This is a genomic window from Sulfurimonas autotrophica DSM 16294, assembly GCF_000147355.1.
Classification (GTDB): domain Bacteria; phylum Campylobacterota; class Campylobacteria; order Campylobacterales; family Sulfurimonadaceae; genus Sulfurimonas; species Sulfurimonas autotrophica.
In genome coordinates, this window is the sequence record NC_014506.1 from 123,813 (window position 1) to 142,944 (window position 19,132).

Sequence of the window (19,132 nt, forward strand, 5' to 3'; positions counted from 1 at the left end):
ATATATAAAGGTGGTTCTTATGGAAAAAATTTATAATTTAGCTATTGTAGGTGCTGGACCTGCGGGATTAGCTGCTGCAGTTGAGAGTTATCTGCAGGATATAGATGATATTGTAGTTTTGGAAAAAAATGTGAATCATAATTCCACGATACGTAAATATTATAAAGACAATAAGCGTGTTGATCTTGAATGGAAAGGGCAAAAAGTTGAACTTAACGGTCGTATAGTTTTTGTAGACGGGACAAAAGAGTCAACATTAGACCTTTTTGATGAACTGATAGAAAATCATAATATTGAGTTAAAAATACAGGTTGAAGTCACTTCTATAGAAAAAGAGGATGATTATTTTAATATTCATATGGCTGGCAGCACTATTATGGCAAAGAGAGTTGTTGTTACTATAGGACGTATGGGCAAACCGAATAAGCCAAGTTATAAAATCCCTCCAAGTATCAGAAAAAAAGTAAATTATACCCTTGATGAATGTCAGGATGGTGAAAAGGTCCTTATTGTGGGCGGTGGAGACAGTGCTGTAGAATATGCTGTGGATTTAGTCGGCAGAAATGAAGTCGCAATTTGCTACAGAAGGGAAACATTTCGCCGTGCAAATCCTTTAAATCAAAGAAATATTGCCAATGCAATAGCTCATAATGAAGTACGACCGATTTTAGGTGTAAATATTGACGGTCTTGAAGATGATAATGGTAGAGTGAAAGTTCTTTTTACTGAGATTGAACCGGAAACATTTGATAGAGTGATTTATGCTATCGGCGGAACAACACCAAGTGCATTTTTAGCAAGCTCAGGTATAGAAGAAGAGGATGGAAAACCCAAATATGATGAGCATTACGAGACAAATATCAAAGGTCTTTTTGTAGCTGGAGATATAACACAAGAGAGCGGCGGAAGCATAGCGCTTGGACTGAACCAGGGCTATGAAATTGCCTGTTATATAAAAGGCGGATGTAAAAACTGTAAGGATTAGGTCTTTGTCTCGGATAAAATCGCAGGGTCTTTTTCACTTATAATACCTTCTGGGGTATCAAGGATGAGTTCAATCTCGCAATGAAGATATTCTGAAGTGGAGAGGGGCACAAAAGCAGGGTCTTCAAAGGCGGCTTTTTTTGCTCCGATTATTACAGCATCAGCCAAAGAGAGATTTTTGTCACTTTCATAAGAACCGCGAAGTTCATCATTTAAGTAAAGATTTGTAGTTGTTTTTACAACTTGATGCAGCAAAGGGTGTTCGCCTAAAAGAGATTTTTTGTCAATGCTGTTTTGTGCTTGAAGTACTTCTTGTATGGAATCGCGAGAGAGTTGCAGTAAAACAGAACGACTCATCACATACTCCTTTGCTCTTTTTTAATGTGACCCACTATAATGAGCAAAGCCCATTATAGTGGCAGGGACTCAAGTCCCTACAACCCCCTAAAGCTACAAAAACTAAAGTTTTTGAGAATTTAAGGACTTTCTAGATTTGTAGATATTTACTAATTTTATAACAATCATAACACTTATCACCTGAAACAGAGCCGCCAAAATAAAGGCATAGTAGTGAAACTTATCTATAGAGTTGGCTGTATACGCAAGGGTTGCCATCGCAATAAGAAGTGTCAACGGCATAGAGTGGGAAAGCCCGAATAAAATAGTGTCAACAAACCCCAGCTCTTTTACAAAGACCAAAGAAGCAAAAAGACGCATCAAAATCATAACTACGGTAATAATAACCGCTTCTTTTATAAGCCCGTTTATTAAAAGAGCATCAAGATTAAAAGAACTTCCGATATGAATGAAAAAGATAGGTATTAAAAACCCAAAGCCAAAAGATGCAAGTTTCTCAGGCAGCTGGTGTTTATGCTCAAAAAAAGTCGGAATAAATATACCTGCTAAAAATGCGCCAAAAGCAAGTTCAAGATGTAAAAAGAGCATGGCACCTATGAGCAGAAAAAATATACCCATTGAGAGACGAATGTCTTGCTCTTTGTTGTCATTGTGCGGCATCAGCGCTATGGCAACTTTAGGAAACCACCAAAATATAAGCTGCATTGAGCGAAACAGGATGAACATAAAGAGTAAAAATGCCAAAAGTGCCATAATCGTTTGAAAAAGCCCTAAACCAAAACCGGATTTTAAGGCTGCAGAAGTAATGGTAAGAATCACGATACTCACAACTTCACCTATCCCGCCGACTGTCATTGAAAGAGTGAGCCAGGGAGTTTTTCCATACTCTTTTGACAAAGATGCAACCAGTCCGACAGAGATAAGCGGTAATAAAACCATAAAGATTTTTCCCAAATCAAACTGCATAGAAAAGGCGATAGAAAAGGCATATAACAGCACAAGGTATACAACAGCTTTTTTCATAATACTGCTAGGTGTTTTGAGGACATTTTTTAAGTTGATTTCTGTTCCGGCAATAAACATAAGGTACAAAAAGCCAAATTCAGCCACCAAATCAAAAAGATGCTCATCATGTAAAAAACCGACATATCCCAGCAGAGAGCCTAGTATAATCTCTATAGGCGTAGTAGGCAGGCGTAAAAATCTGGCAATAAAAGGGGAAAATATAATAATGAGTGATATTGTAATGATTAATACTGTATTGTCACTCATAAAATATTCCCCTTTTGTAAAATGATTTATACGCGTTTGGCTACATCAAGACCGAGTGCTTTGAGCATCTCTAAATCCTGACTCATTACTCGACCTTTTGTTGTCAAGTAGTTTCCTATAACAATAGAGTTTGTACCGTTTTCAAAAATCTCCGCCTGACGCGATCCAAACATAAGCTCGCGACCGCCTGCAACCATAATTCTATCAGCATCACAAAGTGTCTTTTTTGTGAGTCTTATAAGTGCGAGCGCTTCATCTGTCGTTAACGGATTTGGCTCGAGTTCAAGTGCTACATTATGATGGTAAAAGTTAATAGGCACAGAAGTAGGATTAAGTGATTTAAGAGAACTTAGCATTGAGATTCTGTCTTCTTGCGATTCGCCCAGCCCGAAAATTCCGCCGCTTATGAGCACTAAACCTGCTTCATTGACGTTTTGGCAGGTTTCATATCGCTCACTCCAAGGATGCGTTGTGCAAATCTGAGGATAAAAGGCTTCACTGGTTTCAAGGTTATGATTGTAGGCTTTGATGCCTGCTTCTTTTAAGACAAGAAGCTGCTCAACACTTGCTGTACCATTACATGCAATCAGACGCAGCTGGGGCGCTACTTTTTGCACCTCTTTTGCAACATTGCAGACAAATGCCAATGTTTTATCAGTGAGACCTTTGTCGGCGGTAACGAGACAAAATCCAAGTGCACCGTTGTCTCTTGCCTGCACGGCTTCTTGACAGATTATATCCATAGGTTTTTGTTTGTAGCGTTCTATATCTGCTTTGTAGCGTACGCTCTGCGAACAAAACTTGCAGTCTTCCTTACATGTACCGCTGTTTATGTTACAAATGGAACATAAAAATATTTTTTCACTCACTGCTTTTGCCTTTTATATGAAAAAGTTTTGTTTACACTGTAACTTTCTTCTTTTTTGTTTTGTGTATAGTAGTTTACTATAAATTCATCTTCGAGTACTTCAAGCATAGCACATTCAGAAGTTGGCTTGTTTCTTGCACATACTTCACCGGGATTTAAAAAAAGAACACCCTTGATAAACTCCACTTCAAACTTATGAGTATGTCCAAAAATAATGACTTGGGCATCATTGCTCATATAAAATGGCAGGTGCATAAGCTTAAACTTTGTATTTGCCAGTTTAAAATAATAGGGTTCTTGAACTAAATGGTATTTGTTGTGATACTCAACCAAATGGGCATCATTGTTCCCATATACGGCAATATACTTTTTTTCGCACTCTTTAAGCAGGTCAAGTATTTCTTTTTCAACAATATCTCCGGCATGTATAATAAACTCAGCACCGTTTTGTAAAAGCATATCAAGAGCCGCTTTGGCTTTTTTAACCTTTTTATGGGTATCTGAGAGTATACCTATCTTCATTTTTTTGTATCTATCTCTTCTTTTGGTGTACGTGCCTTACACTTCACACACTCATAAACCTCTTTATTTCTGTACGTTCGAGGTGCTAAAACTCCGCTGCATCCTTCTTCTTTACATTTAATAGTCGTAGGTTCAAACTTCGAGATGAATTTACAATCAGGGTAATTTTCACATCCCCAAAAAGGACCTCTGCGAGAGTTTTTCAGGCTGATTTTTCCGCCACAGTCAGGACACGGTGTTTCACTTACTTTTTCTTCGACATTGATGCTCTTTGTGTTTTTACACTCTGGGTAATTTGAACATGCCAAAAATTCACCGTTACGGCCATTTTTCACTATCATATCTGCGCCGCATTTGTCACATTTTTCATCGGCAGTTGTCTCTTTTTTCTCAACTGCATTGCCTTCTTCGTCACACTGTTCTGTGTATTTACATTTAGGAAAACCGCTACATGCGATAAAGTTTCCAAAACGTCCGCTTCTAAGCAGTAACTCATGCTCTCCACATTTAGGACAAGTGCGTCCAAGCGGTTTTGCAAGCTTTAAAGAGACGATGTTTTCTTTACCCTCTTCTATCTGTTTCATAAACTTTTCATAAAACTCCAACAGAAGTTTTTGCCAGTCTACTTTACCTTCTGCAATCTCATCAAGTTCTTCTTCCATCTCAGCCGTAAAATTAATGTCAACGATGTTTGGAAAGTTTTTCTCTAATATTTCTGTAACGGTAAAAGCAATCTCAGTAGGTATGATCTGTTTTTTTTCTATCGTTACATAAGTACGGTTTGAAAGTGTGGCAATCGTCGGCGCATAAGTTGAAGGGCGCCCAACACCCTCAGCTTCAAGCTTTTTAATCAAACTCGCTTCAGAATAACGAGACGGCGGCTCTGTAAAGTGCTGCTCAGGTTTTACGCTTTGTATTTCGGCTTTTTCACCCTCTTTGAGTGTAGGTAAAAGTTTATCTTTGTCTTCTGTACCCGTTACCGCATAAAAACCGTCAAATATCAGCTTGCGCCCGCTTGCACGGAATTCATTTTCATTGCCCTTAAAGATGATGCTTTGCTGCTCGAAAATCGCATCTTCCATTTGGCAGGCCATGAAACGCTCATATATTAGACGGTAGAGTTTAATCTCATCCGCTTTTAAAAAGCTTTGTGCTACTTCAGGTGTGAACTGCAGCATGGTAGGACGAATAGCCTCGTGTGCTTCTTGTGCACCTTTAGCTTTTTTTGTATAAATTTTCGGCTCTTTCGGCAGGTACTTTTTGCCGTAACGGTTTTCTATGATGCCGCGGACAGCGCCCACGGCTTCTTGTGCGAGGTTCAGTGAATCCGTTCTCATATAGGTAATGACACCTGAAGTTCCATCAGGAGTTTTTACACCTTCATAGAGAGTTTGGGCTATCATCATCGTCTTTTTCGGTGTAAATCCAAGCTTACTTGATGCAGTCTGCTGCAGTGTTGATGTCATAAACGGCGGCGGTGTTGATGATTTTCTCTGTTTTGTTTCGATTTTAGCAATTGTAAAATTATCATTTTTTACACTTTGAGTAATTGTCTCTGCCTGCTCTTTGTTCTCAATAGAGAGTTTTGAGAGCTTTTTATCTTTGTGTTTTATTAAGTTTGCATCAATATTTGTTTTAAAAACGGTGTCAATGCTCCAGTATTCTTGAGGAACAAAGGCTTTTATTTCACGTTCACGGTCAACTACAAGTTTGAGTGTTGAAGATTGAACACGACCGCCTGAAAGCCCTTTTTGAATCTTTGATGCTAAAAGCGGAGAGAGCTTATACCCTACTATACGGTCAAGCAGACGACGTGCCTGTTGGGCATTTACCATGTCCATATCTATTTTACGCGCAGACTCTAAAGCATGTTTGATGGCCGTTTTTGTAATCTCATGAAAAACAATACGAGGCAACTCAAGCGGGTCTTTTTTGATAGCATGGGCGATGTGCCAGCCTATAGCTTCACCCTCGCGGTCCTCATCGGTCGCGATGTAGATAGTGTCGGCTTTTTTGGCTTTTTCTTTTATCTCTTTAACAGTGGGAGCATTCTCTTTTGCAACTGAATACTTAGGAACAAGTTCATGTGTTTCTTCATCAAGTGTAATTCCAAAACGCGATTTTGGCAGATCTCTAATGTGTCCTTTGGAGGCAATAACATCATAGTCCTTGCCTAAAAAGTTCTTGATAGTCTTTGCTTTTGCGGGTGATTCGACGATTATTAAGTTCAAATAGTTTTCCTATATATAGTATAGTGATTTGGTTTTTGATTTTGGAAGTGTATCTAAAAAAGATTAAATTGTGAATTTTATGCAAAATCTAAAATAATTTGCACTCTTTGTTCAATCTCTAAAAGTTCCTGTTGGGATAGTGAAGTTATGACTTCTGATTGGAGTCTAGTGTTGTCAATGGTCCTAATCTGGTCACATAAAATTTCTGAAGTTTTTAAGAGTTTGTCTCTTAGTTGTACCCTCAAACGTAAAGGAAAAGAGTTTTCAACCAAAGATGTCGTAAGCGGTAAAATAATACATGTAGTATGCCCAATATCATTAAGTAAGTTTGTTTGGAGTACCAAAACAGGTCGTGTCTTACAAACTTTATGACCTTTTGAAGGATAAAGTTTTGCCAGATATATATTCCCCCGTTTAAACATGTTCCAATCCGTCTGTAATTGTATTATCCATATCGAGTGTCACTTCACTATTAGATACCCTGACATTAAAAGATGCTTGTTCTATCTGTTTACGTAAGGCTTCTTTTTTGATATGTTTTTCATACTCTCTAATAGCTTTTCGGATGAGCTCACTTTTACTAAGATGCAGACTCTTTGCCAGTTCCGTCACATGTTCAAAAAAAGTATCTTCTGTCTTGAGTGTAATAGTTTTCATAAAAAGTCCTTTACTTGAAAAAGTAATACTATTTTACTTAAAATAAAATTATTTATCAATTTTTAACATTCTAGTTTTTCACAAAGGGTTTTCTTTACATGTAAGAAGCTCTTTTCTTTGAGTGATGCTATAAACTTTGAGCCTTTTATTAAGGAGCTGTCTACTGCTGTTAATTTAGGAACTATGATGACAGAATCTTTTTTAAGCGAGCCGTCTGCAATATCCTCAGTTGTTATTTTAATGCCTTCTCGTGAGAGGTTACTTGTAAGCGGCAAAATGAGAAAATCATCTTTTGATATGCTTTGAAAAACCAAAACGGGACGTCCTTTACTTTTAGTAAAGTCAGAGTAGGGCATGTTTATGTAGTAGATATCTCCTACCATTGTGAGTAGTCCTCATCTTCATCATCAAAATTATTTTTACTCAGACCGATGGCAATCTTTCCAAAATTGTCAATTTCATTGTCACTCCAAAAACTCCATTCATCTTGCGTGTTTTGTATCTTTTTGTATTTTTCATAGTCCATTACAACAACAAAAGGTTTGTCTCTTTTGGTTATAAGCAAATCATCACGCAGTGCTTCTTGGAGTCTCATAGAGTTTTGTTTTAGTTCTGAAGCAGATATTTTATGCATAAGATGTCCTTTTTGTCTATTATAGCTATTTTGACTATTATATGTCAAATATAAAAAATTTTATAAATTTTACATTTTTTTTCTAAAGTTATTTTTTTGGCTGTCGATTTAGTTTGAGTCTCGGGCAAGGAAGCCTAAAGATAAAACAAAAAACAAAGAGCGAAAGGCTCTTCCATAGAAAAGGATTTATTATGGGTTTTAGAATTAACACAAACATTGCGGCAATGAACGCACACAGAAACTCTGTGAACACAAACTTAGGTTTAGACAAAAGTTTAAACAGATTGAGTTCTGGTCTTCGTATTAACACTGCTGCAGATGATGCTTCTGGTATGACTATTGCAGATAGCTTACGTTCACAGGCACAAGGTCTTGGTCAGGCTATTAACAATGCAAACGACGGTGTTGCTATTACGCAAACAGCAGATGGTGCTCTTGATGAGTATGTAAAAATTATTAATTCTGTTAGAACAAAAGCTATTCAAGCTGCTTCTGACGGTCAAAATACTGATTCTCGTGGAGCAATCCAAAAAGATATTGATCGTTTACTAGAAGAAGCAAATAGCATTGCTAACACTACTCAGTTTAATGGTCAAAAACTTCTTGATGGTACTTTCTCAAACAAATCTTTTCACATTGGTGCATATGCTGGTGAAACTGTAAACCTTTCGGTAGGAAATGTACAGACTGACAGTGTTGGTGACATTAAAAGTACAACAGGTTCTGAAACTAGAGCGGCTTTAGATTCTACAAACTTAGCTGAAGGTGCATCTGGGCAGGCTTTAAAAGCTGGGGAGTTGAAAATAAATGATACTGATATTTCATCTACAATCAACTCACTTTCACCTACGAAACTTACAGATGCAGCAAGCGTAGCAGCGGCAATTACAAATGCTACTGATTTGGTTGCTGAGGGTCACAATAGTCTTACTGCAGCAGCAGCAGTTTCAGCTGGTACTATTGATTCGACAAATTTCTTAAAAATTAATGGAGTTGCTATCGCTGATACAACTGTTGTAGCTAATGATTCAAATGGTGCATTGGTTCGTGCAATTAATGATATTTCAGATCAAACAGGTGTTACAGCTTCTTTAAATACAGAAAATAAACTAGTACTAGAATCAAATGATGGTAGTAATATTTCAATCGCTACTCGTGATAATGATGTTGATACTGTTACATTTACTGCATCAACAGGTGGTGGAGATGTTAGTGTAACAAACGCTAATGGTTTTTCTGTTACATATGCAGCATCTTCTGGAGATACAGCTACTGCCATTGCAGCGGCAATAACTACTTTAATAAATGCAAGTAGTGACTTTGGAGCTGTTGCAACTGACACAGCTGATTCAGGGACTTTATCAATTGAACAATCAGTATTACAAGGTGCACAAACTATTACAGTTGCGGAAGCGAATGCTGATGGTGCTGGTGTGACAACAACTGATGGAACAAACGAAGCATCAACAACATATACAGGATTAACAGCTGATAATGAAACAAATGGCTCTGGTGCTATTACAGCTACAATCAATTCTACAGCAACTGCAGCAGTAGTTATTGAAGCCGGACAATTAGTTATCAATGGTGTTGATTTAGCTGGAACTTATGGTGATGGTTCTACTGCTGGTTCTGCTCGTTCAGATCTTCAGTCAGCGATTAAAGACATTGATGGTATGAGTCAGTCATATATTGCTAAAGATGGTAAAATGGAATTAAGTGTCAACAATGGTGATGACCTTAACATAGCAGGAACTACAGCTAATTCAACTTATGGTCTTACAAAAGGTGTAACAAATCAGTCTAAAATGGGTTCAGTAGAAATCTATAGTGATAGTGCAGTAAAAGTGGGTGGGAATGATCCTGATTCATTTGGTTTTACATCTGGAACAAAAAATGTTATTGCGCAAGGCGCTTCTTTGGAAAGCATAGATGTTACAAGTCGTAATTCTGCTGAAGTAGGTATCTTAATCACAGATTCAGCTCTAAAACAACTTGATGGAACTCGTTCAGACCTTGGTTCTGTTCAAAATCAGTTAGAGTCTACTATACGTAACATTTCTGTTACTCAAGTAAATGTAACTGCTGCAGAATCTCAAATCCGTGATGTTGACTTTGCTGCAGAGTCTGCAAACTTTGCAAAACTAAACATTCTTGCACAGTCTGGTTCATATGCTATGAGTCAAGCAAACGCTGTTCAACAAAACGTGATGCGTCTACTTCAGTAGATGCGTTAAGAGCGTAGCTCTTTCACGTTTCTTTAGAAAATGTTATGAGATTATTACAATAGTAATAATCGTTAAAGCAGCATTCAGTTGCTGTTTTATTTTGTACCACTCTTTTTTTGGAGTGGTGCTTTATTTTTCAGACCACTCTTCATAAACTTTCATTACTGATATATATAGATTCAAAATTTTAAGCAGTTGCTGTGTAAAGATTTGTTGTATTTCTCTTTGATGTATTTTTTTATTCTTTAAATTTTTTGTGTTAAATATATCAAATATATAGCTTGATATACTCTGTAAATATAAAAATAGGATATTATTGATATCATATACTCCATTCTCATTTGTATTAACTAGTTCTTTGTAAAGCTCATGAAATCTGAAAATGAACTGTTCTTCTGTTGTGTTCAAAATAGAATCTTGATATTTTTTGATAACTTTTATAAGTCGTTTAGCTTCTTTAATTTGTGCGGTAAAGTTGTTGAGTTCTTTTTTATTAAATGAAATATTGGAAATATTATTTAGAAATTCTTGCATCATTTGGAATTCAATCTTTGCTACAATCGTTTCGTATTTTTTTGTTTCTATATTACTGGCATAAAGGGGAATGGTTCCTTGAAGATAAGCACCATTACTAAGATTGTATACTTTGCATTTATCATATAAGTATTGATTAGATATTATTTTTAAAGCTTCAATAGACATTTCATATAATGGTGTGGTAGGTACTTCATCTAAAAAATTTCCTTTTGTATATAATAGAGTTCCGTGTAGAGAAGTAAACTGTTCATTTTCTTTTGTTGTTTCTTCTACTGTACGTGCTTCTTTATGTCCAACTGTATGGTTACTCTTCGTTTGAGCATCTAGTGCTAAATCTAAACCTAAAAGATAGAGTTGTTGATTACCAAATATAAGAGTTAGAAAGTATGTTGCTTCTCCGATACTTGGACAAGTAGGGATTCTTGAATTAAGTTTATAGTGTGATGCAGTTTCAAAAAAATAGAGTTGATTGACAGGGATTTTGTCAACAACACTTCTAGCTACAACAGAAGACAATAAAAAGATAGTATTTTTAAAAAAAGTTTTTACATCAATACCGTAAAAAAATGTCACATCATCTGGTTCTGAATCCATATGGGCAACCATATTTGGTGCTACTCCTAATTTATGTAAAGTCTTAATGGAAGAGAGAACAGAAATGATAAAAAATTTATCTTTATTTTTTTGCAGCCATAAGGCATTTCTATCTAGAGATGGACCAGAAGCAATAAGCAGGACAGGCTTGTGTTTGAATGGATTATCATAGTGACTTGATATGTCGAAATTAATAAAAGGGTGTTTTTCTACAAGGTATTCAGGTGCTTTTAGAAATTCCCGTAAACTTTTGACATATGGACGAATATGATGCATAGATTTCACTATGTTAGATTGGATATCCTTGATGTCCTGGATGTTTTCTTCAAATAAAACGGAGTATTTTATATAATGATTGTACATATAAATTTGCATAAAAAATTGAGTAAATGAACTCATCTCGTGACTATCTTCCATGATGGAAAAAAATAAGCGAGCCGTAGAAGCAAGACTTGTGTAATCAGTTACAAATAGTGATAAACGAAAAATTTCAAGGTTGTTTTCCTTAATAAATAGCATTTTAGCGTTTATTTTATTTTGAATTTCTGTGATGTGTACTCCCAAGCCTACACCACAAAATACAAATTTAAAAATTTTTTCCATCTCATCATTTTTGGAAGTAATGTTTTTGTTGTACTGAATGATTTTTGCAGTAGCCCAAAGAGAACTTCTCAGATTTTTGGAAGTATCAAATATTTCTATATCTTTTTCAGAAAGCTCCCTTGTGTTATAATAACCTTCTATGACATGATCGGATTTTTTAAAGTTAACATTATTTGCAAGATTTTTGGCATGTTCAAAGATATTTGTATTGTAAAGGTACCTATTTGATGAGAGTTCAAATATATCAAAATAATTATCTTTGAATTCAAGAGCATATCGTTCTTTATAAGAATTGTCATTAATCGCTTGATTAAAGATTTTTATTTTTAAATAAAGTTCCTGGTGATTTTCTTGAAGATATCTTAGATTGCTTTCAAATAAGCGAATAGCTTGATCTTGTATTGAGTTCATTAATGAAAACCTTTTTAAAAGTAAGTATCTTAATTGACAGCAATATTCATACCTACTATGTTAATCTTGAAAATCCACTATGGCATACAGGAGTATTTAAATGTTCTTTAATTGTATTTTCTTTGATATATTTAGATAATAAAGAAAATACTTCATCAACTGCGTGTAGATATGCGTTAATGTCTTTGTCTTTTTGTGCATAAGATGCATAAAAAGCAGTAGTAGCTAAAAAACCTTTTTCCATCATAAGTTTTGTAAAGAGTGTTTTTAATTTTAATGCCTCTTTATGTTTAAAGCTAAAGTGTCCAAGTGGATAAATACCTCCTACCTCTATTTCTATATCATGAGATAGGGCAATATCGGTCCAACCATCCTGTATAGTCTTCCCTATCTGTTTTAAATGTTGAGAGACATTATCTTTTTTTAAAGTGTTAATAGTGGCGATAGAAGAAACTAAACCAATCCTGTCTGTCCAGTAAGTACTGCTTATAAATGTATCTTGCGCAGCGTCCATAACATCTTTTTTCCCGATAATAGCACCCATAGGGTAACCATTGCTTATTGCTTTACCAAATACTGCTATATCCGGTTTTATACCTAGTATAAGATGCGCTCCTCCGTGATTTAATCGCCATCCGGCAGTTATCTCATCAACAACTAAAACAATATTATCGCATTGAGTCTTTTCATGAATTATATTTATGAAATCTTGTTCCGGATATGTATTTCTTAACGGTTCCATAACTATCGCCGCTATATTCCCTTTGTGCTCATTATAAAGTTTTGTAAAGCTTTCAATATCATTATATTTAAAAGGGAAAGATGTTCCTTTTAATCCACGTGGAACACCACGAGGGGATAGTCCAGGCAGCAGATGCCCATCCAATGCTTCAGTATCAGCAAGATTTGCAGCAAGATACCAATCGTGCCAACCGTGGTATCCACAAAATAAAACAATATCTTTTTGAGTTTTTGCACGAGCAATGCGAACAGCAACTGCCATGGACTCACCACCTGTCCTTGTATAGCGTACCTCATCTGCCCAAGGATGAATTTTACACAAAAGCTCAGCTAATTCAACCTCTTCAGGTGCATTGAGTGTAGTCATATTTCCATTGTCTACAGCATTTTTTACGGAATCATTTACAATTTCATTTGCGTACCCAAGAATACAACTTCCAATACCCATGTAGCTCATATCTGTGTATTTATTGCCATCTAAATCCCATACTTGACATCCTTTAGCCTTAGAATAGTACGCAGGCCATAAATCAGGTAAGAACATCTCAGGCCTTTTAGATAATAGTTGAGTTCCTCCAGGAATTAGCTTTTTTGCTTTTTTGTATAAATCTTGTGATTTTCCCATTAAGTGTCCTTTTGACGTAAATCTTCTTCTACTGATTTTAAATAACCTTCATTACGGTTAATATGACTATTTATATTAATAATATCTGGATTTTTCTCAAGATATGAGATAATATCAGTCAAACTAAAATTATTATTACCAAAATGATTATATATTTTTTCTATCACTATGAAATCTTCTGGTTCATCAACTGTTAACCTCCATTGTGGATAAACTTCTTTCTTGAGTAAATTTACTGTTTTAAATAGTCCACTATCTCTAATAAATGGCGTTGCATGTTCAACTTGAGACGGCTTTTTTGTTAATTTATTTGCCATTTTTAGTGAAGCATATGTAAAAACTTCTACATCTAATCCATCTGGATAAATTGGTTTTACAGAATTTGTTAAATAGTCACAATCTGTCTCTAAAAATGCAGATATAGTTTCATCTATGATCTTTGAGTCATGAACTGGACAATCACCAGTGAGTCTTACGACAATATCATCATCATTTAAATTTAATTTCTTTAAGGCATCAATGAATCTCTTTAATACATTATTTTTACTACCTCTGTAAATATTAAAACCATGATGAATTATTACCTGAGATAAATCATCATCACTTGCTTCATCACTAGTGGCAAGTATAAGCTCTGTTATATATTTTGATTTAGATATTCTATGAAGTTCATGGATTATCATAGGAGTATCCAAAAGTTTTTTCAATACTTTACCAGGTAATCTTGTTGAATCTGTTCTTGCTTGTAGCAGTGCTACTATTTGTTTTGCCATTTTGACCACCTTATTGGATTATATATCTCTTCTTCTATATTTTCAAAATTAGCAATAATTTTAGTAATCATGTCATGATCTAATTTCTTAATATTTTTATAATTTTGAATATTTTCCTTGGCTTGATTTATATTATCACATCCAAAGAGTATGAGTGAATTTTGAGCAACAGTATCAACAAAACTTAGTGCTAGTTCATTTTTTGTTATATGTAACTCTTTAGCAAATGCATTTAAAGTATCAAGATGTTTTTTTACGGATTGTAGTTGGGGAGGTATTTTATCTTTCTCCATCAGTAATAAACCTTGCAGATAAATACTTCTGATAGATATCAGTTTGTTTTTTTCCTTAGCTCTATGAAACCAATCTTCTTTTATGGCCCTTTGATCAAAGATATTAAATGGTATTTGAATGAAATTTATTTTATCATTTTCAATTGCTAAATTAAAATCTTCTGATGTATAAATTGAAATACCAAAGTGCTTTATTTTAGAATTTTTTATGAGATTATCTACAATTAGAGAGTCATTTTCTTTCCAGTCATGTAAAATTTTACTATCATGAAGAAGTAGGGCATAGAGTGAATCTATATTTAAATTTTTTAATGATGTTGAAATATTTGCTTGTATATTAGTTCGAAATAAACTTGACTCAACTTTTGATACTATAAATAAGTTTTTGTTATTCGGCAAAGAATTCCCTAAAACTTTTTCTGCATCACCATATCCTTGAGCAGTGTCAAAGCAATTGATCCCATTATTTGTAACATAATTGATAATTTCAGTCACATCTTTTTGTGATGGTTTTCCGCTTGTATTAGCTATGCCATAGTCTAGTCCAAATTGGACAGTCCCTAGCGATAATTTTGAGATTTTATCATTTTTAAATGTTATATATTTCATATTGTATCTATACTCAGAGGTGTGCCGTACTCATAATCTTTATCTGCACATTTACCTAAAAATTTATTTAAATATTTAGGATGTAATCCATAGCCCGGTCTTACACTTTTTATATTTTCAGTTGTAAATATTTCACCTTTTTTAATATCCTTAGATACATAAAGACTTCGACTAAATTGTCTATTTTTTTTCTTTTGTTCTGTCATGATATAGTCAACTTTACCAAGAAGTTTTTCAGTATCCCTAACTGCCTGTATCATAGCTTTAAATTCTTCTTTATCCATAGAAAAATCTGCATCTGCACCACCGATAGATTTATCTAAGATAAAATGTTTTTCTATCACCTTAGCCCCAAGTGTTACAGCAACTATGGGGGCAGTAGCCCCCATAGTATGGTCTGAAAATCCACTTACAACGTCAAATGTCTCAGCAAGATTTTTGATTGTCAATAAATTTGCATCTTCTAAAGCAGCTGGATAAGCACTTGTACATTTTAAAAGAACTATCTCATTATTATCAACACTATGACAAATCTCAACTGCATCTTGTATCTCATCGATAGTGGCGATACCTGTACTTATTATCATAGGTTTCATTTTGGAAGCTGTATAACGTATTAATTCATAATCAGTAATCTCAAATGAAGCGATTTTATATGCAGAAGGATTAAACTGTTCTAAAAAATCAACAGCAGTTTTATCAAATGGTGATGAAAATATATCTATGCCTATTTCTCTTGCATAGTTAAAAAGTTCTTCATGCCATTCCCACGGTGTATAAGCTTCTTGGTATAGCTCGTACAAACTTTTTCCATCCCAAAGAGTTCCACCTTTGACAATAAAATCATCTTTTTTACAATCAAGTGTCATTGTATCAGCTGTATATGTTTGTAATTTAATACAGTTAGCACCTATCTCTTTTGCCGCCTTTATAGTCTTTTTCGCTATCTCTATTTTTCCACCATGATTTGCACTTAGTTCAGCTATGATGTAAACACCATCTTTTTGTAAATTAAAATTACCTATTTTCATTTTTTAACTCCATGCAAATTACATCTTTGTTATTGACTATTTTCTTGCCAATTTCTTTAAAATTAAACTTTTTATATAAATTTAATGCTTTTTTATTGTTACTAAAAACTTCAAGTTTAAGCTTTTTAAGTTTTAGAATATCAAAAGCATACTCTATGCAAAGTTTTTCAAGTATGCTCCCCACTCCTGCTATTTTTTCAAAAGGATTTGCATACAGTCCAAATTCACACTCTTTTTTATTTGTATCTATATTTGTAAAATAAATTACACCTATTTGTTGTTCGTCCTTATCTACTACAAAATATTGTTTATCTTTAGTACTTTTTAAACTGCTTATAAAATTTAAATGATTATCAAGTAATATATTATCATCTGTGTACATCCATTTTTTTATAGTAGGATGATTTCTCCATGTTAAGATTTTGAGTTGAGTATCTTCATTTAATTCAATAAAATTTATTAAAGTAGCACCATTTATCTTCATTTAATAACCCTTACACTCTTAAAAGCCTCAACATATTTTTTACCAACTCTCATACCTTGATATTTTGCATTTAGCTCTATGCCCTCTAAACTTCGTGGATGTGGATAGTCACAAAGTTCCGATTTATACTCTTGCATAGCTTGAATTTTCATGTCAATAGTTTCAGATATGTCAAAAAAAGTATCAGGCGAGAAAGATAATGGATAGTTCCACTCAGTAGATGAAAGTATCTCAAAACTATATATCTCTTTAACACATTCATCTTTCATAGGTCTTGTAGCTGTGATAACTGCTTTATACGTTAATTGATGATCAATATTCAAATCATGCTCATAATGTGTAAATATAATATTTGGTTTTACCTCTTCTTTTACTTGGGATATTACTTTTACAATATCAAGCAAATCAACACTATCAAATCTATTGTCTGGAAATGATTCTATAAAAACCTTTTTAATTCCTATAATATTATTTGCTTTTTGTATCTCAGTGTTTAAGAGGGCTATTTCATTTCTTTTGTTTTTTACAACTCTTTGTGCATCACGGCTTGTCTTTCCTTCGCCTAGTATTAAAGTATAGGCTTGATAGCCATCTTTTATAAGTCTAGAAACTGTACCAAAGCAGCCAAGAACTTCATCATCTGGGTGAGCTGCAACTATTAATATTTTTTTAGACATTTTCTATTACCTCAAATCTTCCAACTAGTTTTTTATTTTTCATATGTACTTCACTAAACTCAATCTTTAAATTATCTAAATCAATATATGCTTTTGGATAATCTTCTGCATCTAACATTCTTATAAAATCATACAACTTGGTAATTGAAATTTCATTTATACTGTTCATGTTGCTTTCATGAGGTTTTCTTCTTTGAAATATAATTGATTTACCATTTTGTGCAAGTGGTAGTAAGGAGCTATTTAAAAATTTTGGTATCATTTTTGAAAAAACAATATTTGATAATTTGATAAAATTTTCTTCAGCACTTCCAAGAGAAATATTAAAGTCCTCTTTTAGATAAATATCTCCTGTGTCCAAACCACTCTCTACTTTTAAAGCAGAAATCTTAGTGTCGTATATTTCTCTTACAATTAAGTTTTGAAGAGGACTTCCTCCCCTTCCAAATGGTAAATCAGTCATATGAAATATTATACATTCAAAATTCAAATATACTTCTTTTGGAATTATCCAGGACCAATGAGGGAAAAAGATATATTTTGGCCTTAATTCCAAAAGATAATCAATAGTTAGTTCATCTTTATTTGATATTAAATGAAACTTATATAATGCTGAATATTTTTCTTTTAGAGTAAAATAGTTTTGAATATTCCATTCTTTAATTGTTGCTATAACTATGTTATTCATTATGTTTATCCAGTTTTTGAATTATATTCTTAATAGTTGTGTTTAAGTTCTTTATATTAAATTGTTCCAGTACTAAATATTTTTTTCTTTTTAAATATTGATACATGTCATTTTGATTGTCTGCTGTTTTGACAGCTATAAAAGGAAGGTTCATAAAAGATGCTTCATTTGCAGTAACACTTGGTGATATAATTGCAAAGTCAGATTTTTTCATAAGTTTTGCTATTTTATCTGAGTCAATATATAATTTTACCCACTTTTTATTTTCAATATATTGTCTTAACTCATGCAAATTTTTGTTTGCACTTGTTGTAACTACATGTGTCTTTATATTATCAAAACTTTCCAATACATTTAAAATCTTTCTAGTAATATTTGAATGATCAGCACCACCCATTGCTAAGAAAATTTTGAATTTTGAATTTTTAGTTTTAAATCGTTGTTTTCTTTTTTTCTTCTGCTTGTAAAACTCATCTCTTAAAAGTGTATATTGGCTACCACATCGAAGTTCGCAATTTTTAGGCACTAAATCTTTATATCTCTTTTTATCAGCACTGATATTGTGATTTAAAAGTATATCGCAATAGTGTTTTTCATAAGTATCATCAAAGCTAAGAAGAATTAACTGTGGATTATTCTCCTTTAATTTTTTCTCGAACTTATAGTCTATTTCATAATGATCAATCACAAGCATATCTGCATTATATTTCTGTATCAGCTGATTCAACTCTTTCAATTGATTTGATTGTAATATCTCTAGTTTATATCCAGCTTCAAAGATTTTATGATTTATATTTCCAGACAAATTTTGAGTTGCAAAGATTATATTTGAATCTTTATACTGAGTAGCAAGAACTAAGTCTCGCATAATATGGCCGGTGCCAATTTTTGAAGAGGAATCAGCTCGAAAGAGAATACTTTTTGTTTTATCTTTCATTGGATCTGTCTATTGCAAGTATTTTAAGAGCATTCATTAAATCGATTTCATAATGGAATAAAAAATCTTTCTCTGTGATTTTGGAAACTTCAAATATATTATGTAGTAGTGCTGTAATTAATATATCGACATCAATGTTATTGTCAATTTGATATAAAATAACCGCGACTCTTAGCGGATGTACAATATATTCTAAAGAGTTTAAACCAGGGTGGGTAAATGTAATTTGATTGATATAATCAATAGTTTTCACTATCTTTCTTTTGTTCTCAACATTATTTTGTAAAAAATCTATCAGTTCATCATTGTACTTTTTATTAAAATGCTTGCGAACAATTAAACGCTTTAATCTTTCTTCTTGTATATTTCTAATCAT

21 protein-coding genes are annotated in these 19,132 nt (G+C 33.6%); 2 read left to right on the forward strand and 19 right to left on the reverse strand.

Going from position 1 to position 19,132, the window contains the following annotated elements:
- Positions 1–19: 19 nt before the first annotated feature.
- Complete coding sequence (locus SAUT_RS00605) at positions 20–985, forward strand: NAD(P)-binding domain-containing protein (protein ID WP_013325926.1); 966 nt, start codon at positions 20–22, stop codon at positions 983–985.
- Here SAUT_RS00605 and SAUT_RS00610 read toward each other — a convergent pair.
- The 9 genes from SAUT_RS00610 to SAUT_RS00650 all read right to left on the reverse strand — a co-directional run bounded on the left by SAUT_RS00610 (position 982) and on the right by SAUT_RS00650 (position 7,525).
- Positions 982–1,341, reverse strand: a complete 360-nt coding sequence (locus SAUT_RS00610) for an AMMECR1 domain-containing protein (RefSeq protein WP_013325927.1) — start codon at positions 1,339–1,341, stop codon at positions 982–984. The genes SAUT_RS00605 and SAUT_RS00610 overlap by 4 nt on opposite strands.
- A 102-nt stretch (positions 1,342–1,443) precedes the next feature.
- Complete coding sequence (locus SAUT_RS00615; RefSeq protein ID WP_013325928.1) at positions 1,444–2,613, reverse strand: cation:proton antiporter; 1,170 nt, start codon at positions 2,611–2,613, stop codon at positions 1,444–1,446.
- Positions 2,614–2,639: 26 nt separating this feature from the next.
- Positions 2,640–3,482: a biotin synthase gene (locus tag SAUT_RS00620; protein ID WP_013325929.1), complete on the reverse strand. Its 843-nt coding sequence runs from the start codon at positions 3,480–3,482 to the stop codon at positions 2,640–2,642.
- On the reverse strand, positions 3,479–4,003 hold the full coding sequence (locus SAUT_RS00625) for a metallophosphoesterase family protein (RefSeq protein WP_013325930.1): 525 nt from the start codon (positions 4,001–4,003) through the stop codon (positions 3,479–3,481). Before SAUT_RS00625 ends, SAUT_RS00620 begins: the two co-directional genes overlap by 4 nt.
- Positions 4,000–6,234, reverse strand: a complete 2,235-nt coding sequence (gene topA / locus SAUT_RS00630; RefSeq protein ID WP_013325931.1) for a type I DNA topoisomerase — start codon at positions 6,232–6,234, stop codon at positions 4,000–4,002. The genes SAUT_RS00625 and topA overlap by 4 nt, the downstream gene beginning before the upstream one ends.
- A gap of 77 nt (positions 6,235–6,311) precedes the next feature.
- Entirely contained in the window at positions 6,312–6,656 is a 345-nt protein-coding gene (locus SAUT_RS00635) for a type II toxin-antitoxin system PemK/MazF family toxin (RefSeq protein WP_013325932.1), read from the reverse strand.
- Entirely contained in the window at positions 6,649–6,891 is a 243-nt protein-coding gene (locus SAUT_RS00640) for a ribbon-helix-helix protein, CopG family (protein WP_013325933.1), read from the reverse strand. Before SAUT_RS00640 ends, SAUT_RS00635 begins: the two co-directional genes overlap by 8 nt.
- A 62-nt stretch (positions 6,892–6,953) precedes the next feature.
- On the reverse strand, positions 6,954–7,274 hold the full coding sequence (locus tag SAUT_RS00645) for a type II toxin-antitoxin system PemK/MazF family toxin (protein ID WP_013325934.1): 321 nt from the start codon (positions 7,272–7,274) through the stop codon (positions 6,954–6,956).
- A complete protein-coding gene (locus SAUT_RS00650) occupies positions 7,268–7,525 on the reverse strand; it encodes a type II toxin-antitoxin system Phd/YefM family antitoxin (protein ID WP_013325935.1) in 258 nt (85 codons plus the stop codon). The genes SAUT_RS00645 and SAUT_RS00650 overlap by 7 nt, the downstream gene beginning before the upstream one ends.
- Before the next feature lie 191 nt (positions 7,526–7,716).
- Between SAUT_RS00650 and SAUT_RS10975 the strand changes: the two genes are divergently transcribed.
- Positions 7,717–9,753, forward strand: a complete 2,037-nt coding sequence (locus tag SAUT_RS10975) for a flagellin N-terminal helical domain-containing protein (RefSeq protein ID WP_013325936.1) — start codon at positions 7,717–7,719, stop codon at positions 9,751–9,753.
- 129 nt (positions 9,754–9,882) lie between these two features.
- Here the strand turns inward: SAUT_RS10975 and SAUT_RS00660 are convergent, their stop codons facing one another.
- From SAUT_RS00660 to SAUT_RS00705, 10 genes are read right to left on the reverse strand one after another with little or no spacing between them, the layout of a single operon-like run.
- On the reverse strand, positions 9,883–11,898 hold the full coding sequence (locus SAUT_RS00660) for a motility associated factor glycosyltransferase family protein (protein WP_013325937.1): 2,016 nt from the start codon (positions 11,896–11,898) through the stop codon (positions 9,883–9,885).
- A gap of 55 nt (positions 11,899–11,953) precedes the next feature.
- Entirely contained in the window at positions 11,954–13,264 is a 1,311-nt protein-coding gene (locus SAUT_RS00665; RefSeq protein ID WP_013325938.1) for an aminotransferase class III-fold pyridoxal phosphate-dependent enzyme, read from the reverse strand.
- Positions 13,264–14,037: a cytidylyltransferase domain-containing protein gene (locus SAUT_RS00670; protein ID WP_013325939.1), complete on the reverse strand. Its 774-nt coding sequence runs from the start codon at positions 14,035–14,037 to the stop codon at positions 13,264–13,266. Before SAUT_RS00670 ends, SAUT_RS00665 begins: the two co-directional genes overlap by 1 nt.
- Positions 14,022–14,939, reverse strand: a complete 918-nt coding sequence (locus tag SAUT_RS00675) for an aldo/keto reductase (protein WP_013325940.1) — start codon at positions 14,937–14,939, stop codon at positions 14,022–14,024. Before SAUT_RS00675 ends, SAUT_RS00670 begins: the two co-directional genes overlap by 16 nt.
- Positions 14,936–15,970 (reverse strand): pseudaminic acid synthase, encoded by a 1,035-nt coding sequence (pseI, locus tag SAUT_RS00680; protein WP_013325941.1) that lies wholly within the window; start codon positions 15,968–15,970, stop codon positions 14,936–14,938. The genes SAUT_RS00675 and pseI overlap by 4 nt, the downstream gene beginning before the upstream one ends.
- A complete protein-coding gene (pseH, locus tag SAUT_RS00685; RefSeq protein ID WP_013325942.1) occupies positions 15,957–16,454 on the reverse strand; it encodes a UDP-4-amino-4,6-dideoxy-N-acetyl-beta-L-altrosamine N-acetyltransferase in 498 nt (165 codons plus the stop codon). Before pseH ends, pseI begins: the two co-directional genes overlap by 14 nt.
- Positions 16,451–17,131, reverse strand: coding sequence for a PIG-L deacetylase family protein (locus SAUT_RS00690; RefSeq protein ID WP_013325943.1), 681 nt, complete (start codon positions 17,129–17,131; stop codon positions 16,451–16,453). Before SAUT_RS00690 ends, pseH begins: the two co-directional genes overlap by 4 nt.
- Positions 17,124–17,819 (reverse strand): formyl transferase, encoded by a 696-nt coding sequence (locus SAUT_RS00695; RefSeq protein ID WP_013325944.1) that lies wholly within the window; start codon positions 17,817–17,819, stop codon positions 17,124–17,126. Before SAUT_RS00695 ends, SAUT_RS00690 begins: the two co-directional genes overlap by 8 nt.
- Positions 17,812–18,756, reverse strand: a complete 945-nt coding sequence (gene pseG / locus SAUT_RS00700) for a UDP-2,4-diacetamido-2,4,6-trideoxy-beta-L-altropyranose hydrolase (protein ID WP_013325945.1) — start codon at positions 18,754–18,756, stop codon at positions 17,812–17,814. The genes SAUT_RS00695 and pseG overlap by 8 nt, the downstream gene beginning before the upstream one ends.
- The gene (locus SAUT_RS00705) at positions 18,746–19,132 is read right to left on the reverse strand and encodes a hypothetical protein (RefSeq protein ID WP_013325946.1); all 387 of its coding nucleotides are present in this window, start codon (positions 19,130–19,132) and stop codon (positions 18,746–18,748) included. Before SAUT_RS00705 ends, pseG begins: the two co-directional genes overlap by 11 nt.

Excerpts from the sequence above, each read along its gene's own strand:
- SAUT_RS00645 (WP_013325934.1), bottom strand. The coding sequence starts at position 7,274 with ATGGTAGGAGATATCTACTACATAAACATGCCCTACTCTGACTTTACT.
- SAUT_RS00605 (WP_013325926.1), top strand. The coding sequence starts at position 20 with ATGGAAAAAATTTATAATTTAGCTATTGTAGGTGCTGGACCTGCGGGA.
- SAUT_RS00625 (WP_013325930.1), bottom strand. The coding sequence starts at position 4,003 with ATGAAGATAGGTATACTCTCAGATACCCATAAAAAGGTTAAAAAAGCC.
- pseI (WP_013325941.1), bottom strand. The coding sequence starts at position 15,970 with ATGAAAATAGGTAATTTTAATTTACAAAAAGATGGTGTTTACATCATA.
- SAUT_RS00615 (WP_013325928.1), bottom strand. The coding sequence starts at position 2,613 with ATGAGTGACAATACAGTATTAATCATTACAATATCACTCATTATTATA.
- SAUT_RS00660 (WP_013325937.1), bottom strand. The coding sequence starts at position 11,898 with ATGAACTCAATACAAGATCAAGCTATTCGCTTATTTGAAAGCAATCTA.
- SAUT_RS00705 (WP_013325946.1), bottom strand. The coding sequence starts at position 19,132 with ATGATTAGAAATATACAAGAAGAAAGATTAAAGCGTTTAATTGTTCGC.
- SAUT_RS00670 (WP_013325939.1), bottom strand. The coding sequence starts at position 14,037 with ATGGCAAAACAAATAGTAGCACTGCTACAAGCAAGAACAGATTCAACA.
- SAUT_RS00695 (WP_013325944.1), bottom strand. The coding sequence starts at position 17,819 with ATGAATAACATAGTTATAGCAACAATTAAAGAATGGAATATTCAAAAC.
- SAUT_RS00690 (WP_013325943.1), bottom strand. The coding sequence starts at position 17,131 with ATGTCTAAAAAAATATTAATAGTTGCAGCTCACCCAGATGATGAAGTT.
- SAUT_RS10975 (WP_013325936.1), top strand. The coding sequence starts at position 7,717 with ATGGGTTTTAGAATTAACACAAACATTGCGGCAATGAACGCACACAGA.
- SAUT_RS00635 (WP_013325932.1), bottom strand. The coding sequence starts at position 6,656 with ATGTTTAAACGGGGGAATATATATCTGGCAAAACTTTATCCTTCAAAA.
- SAUT_RS00665 (WP_013325938.1), bottom strand. The coding sequence starts at position 13,264 with ATGGGAAAATCACAAGATTTATACAAAAAAGCAAAAAAGCTAATTCCT.
- SAUT_RS00650 (WP_013325935.1), bottom strand. The coding sequence starts at position 7,525 with ATGCATAAAATATCTGCTTCAGAACTAAAACAAAACTCTATGAGACTC.
- pseH (WP_013325942.1), bottom strand. The coding sequence starts at position 16,454 with ATGAAGATAAATGGTGCTACTTTAATAAATTTTATTGAATTAAATGAA.
- SAUT_RS00610 (WP_013325927.1), bottom strand. The coding sequence starts at position 1,341 with ATGAGTCGTTCTGTTTTACTGCAACTCTCTCGCGATTCCATACAAGAA.
- pseG (WP_013325945.1), bottom strand. The coding sequence starts at position 18,756 with ATGAAAGATAAAACAAAAAGTATTCTCTTTCGAGCTGATTCCTCTTCA.
- SAUT_RS00675 (WP_013325940.1), bottom strand. The coding sequence starts at position 14,939 with ATGAAATATATAACATTTAAAAATGATAAAATCTCAAAATTATCGCTA.
- SAUT_RS00640 (WP_013325933.1), bottom strand. The coding sequence starts at position 6,891 with ATGAAAACTATTACACTCAAGACAGAAGATACTTTTTTTGAACATGTG.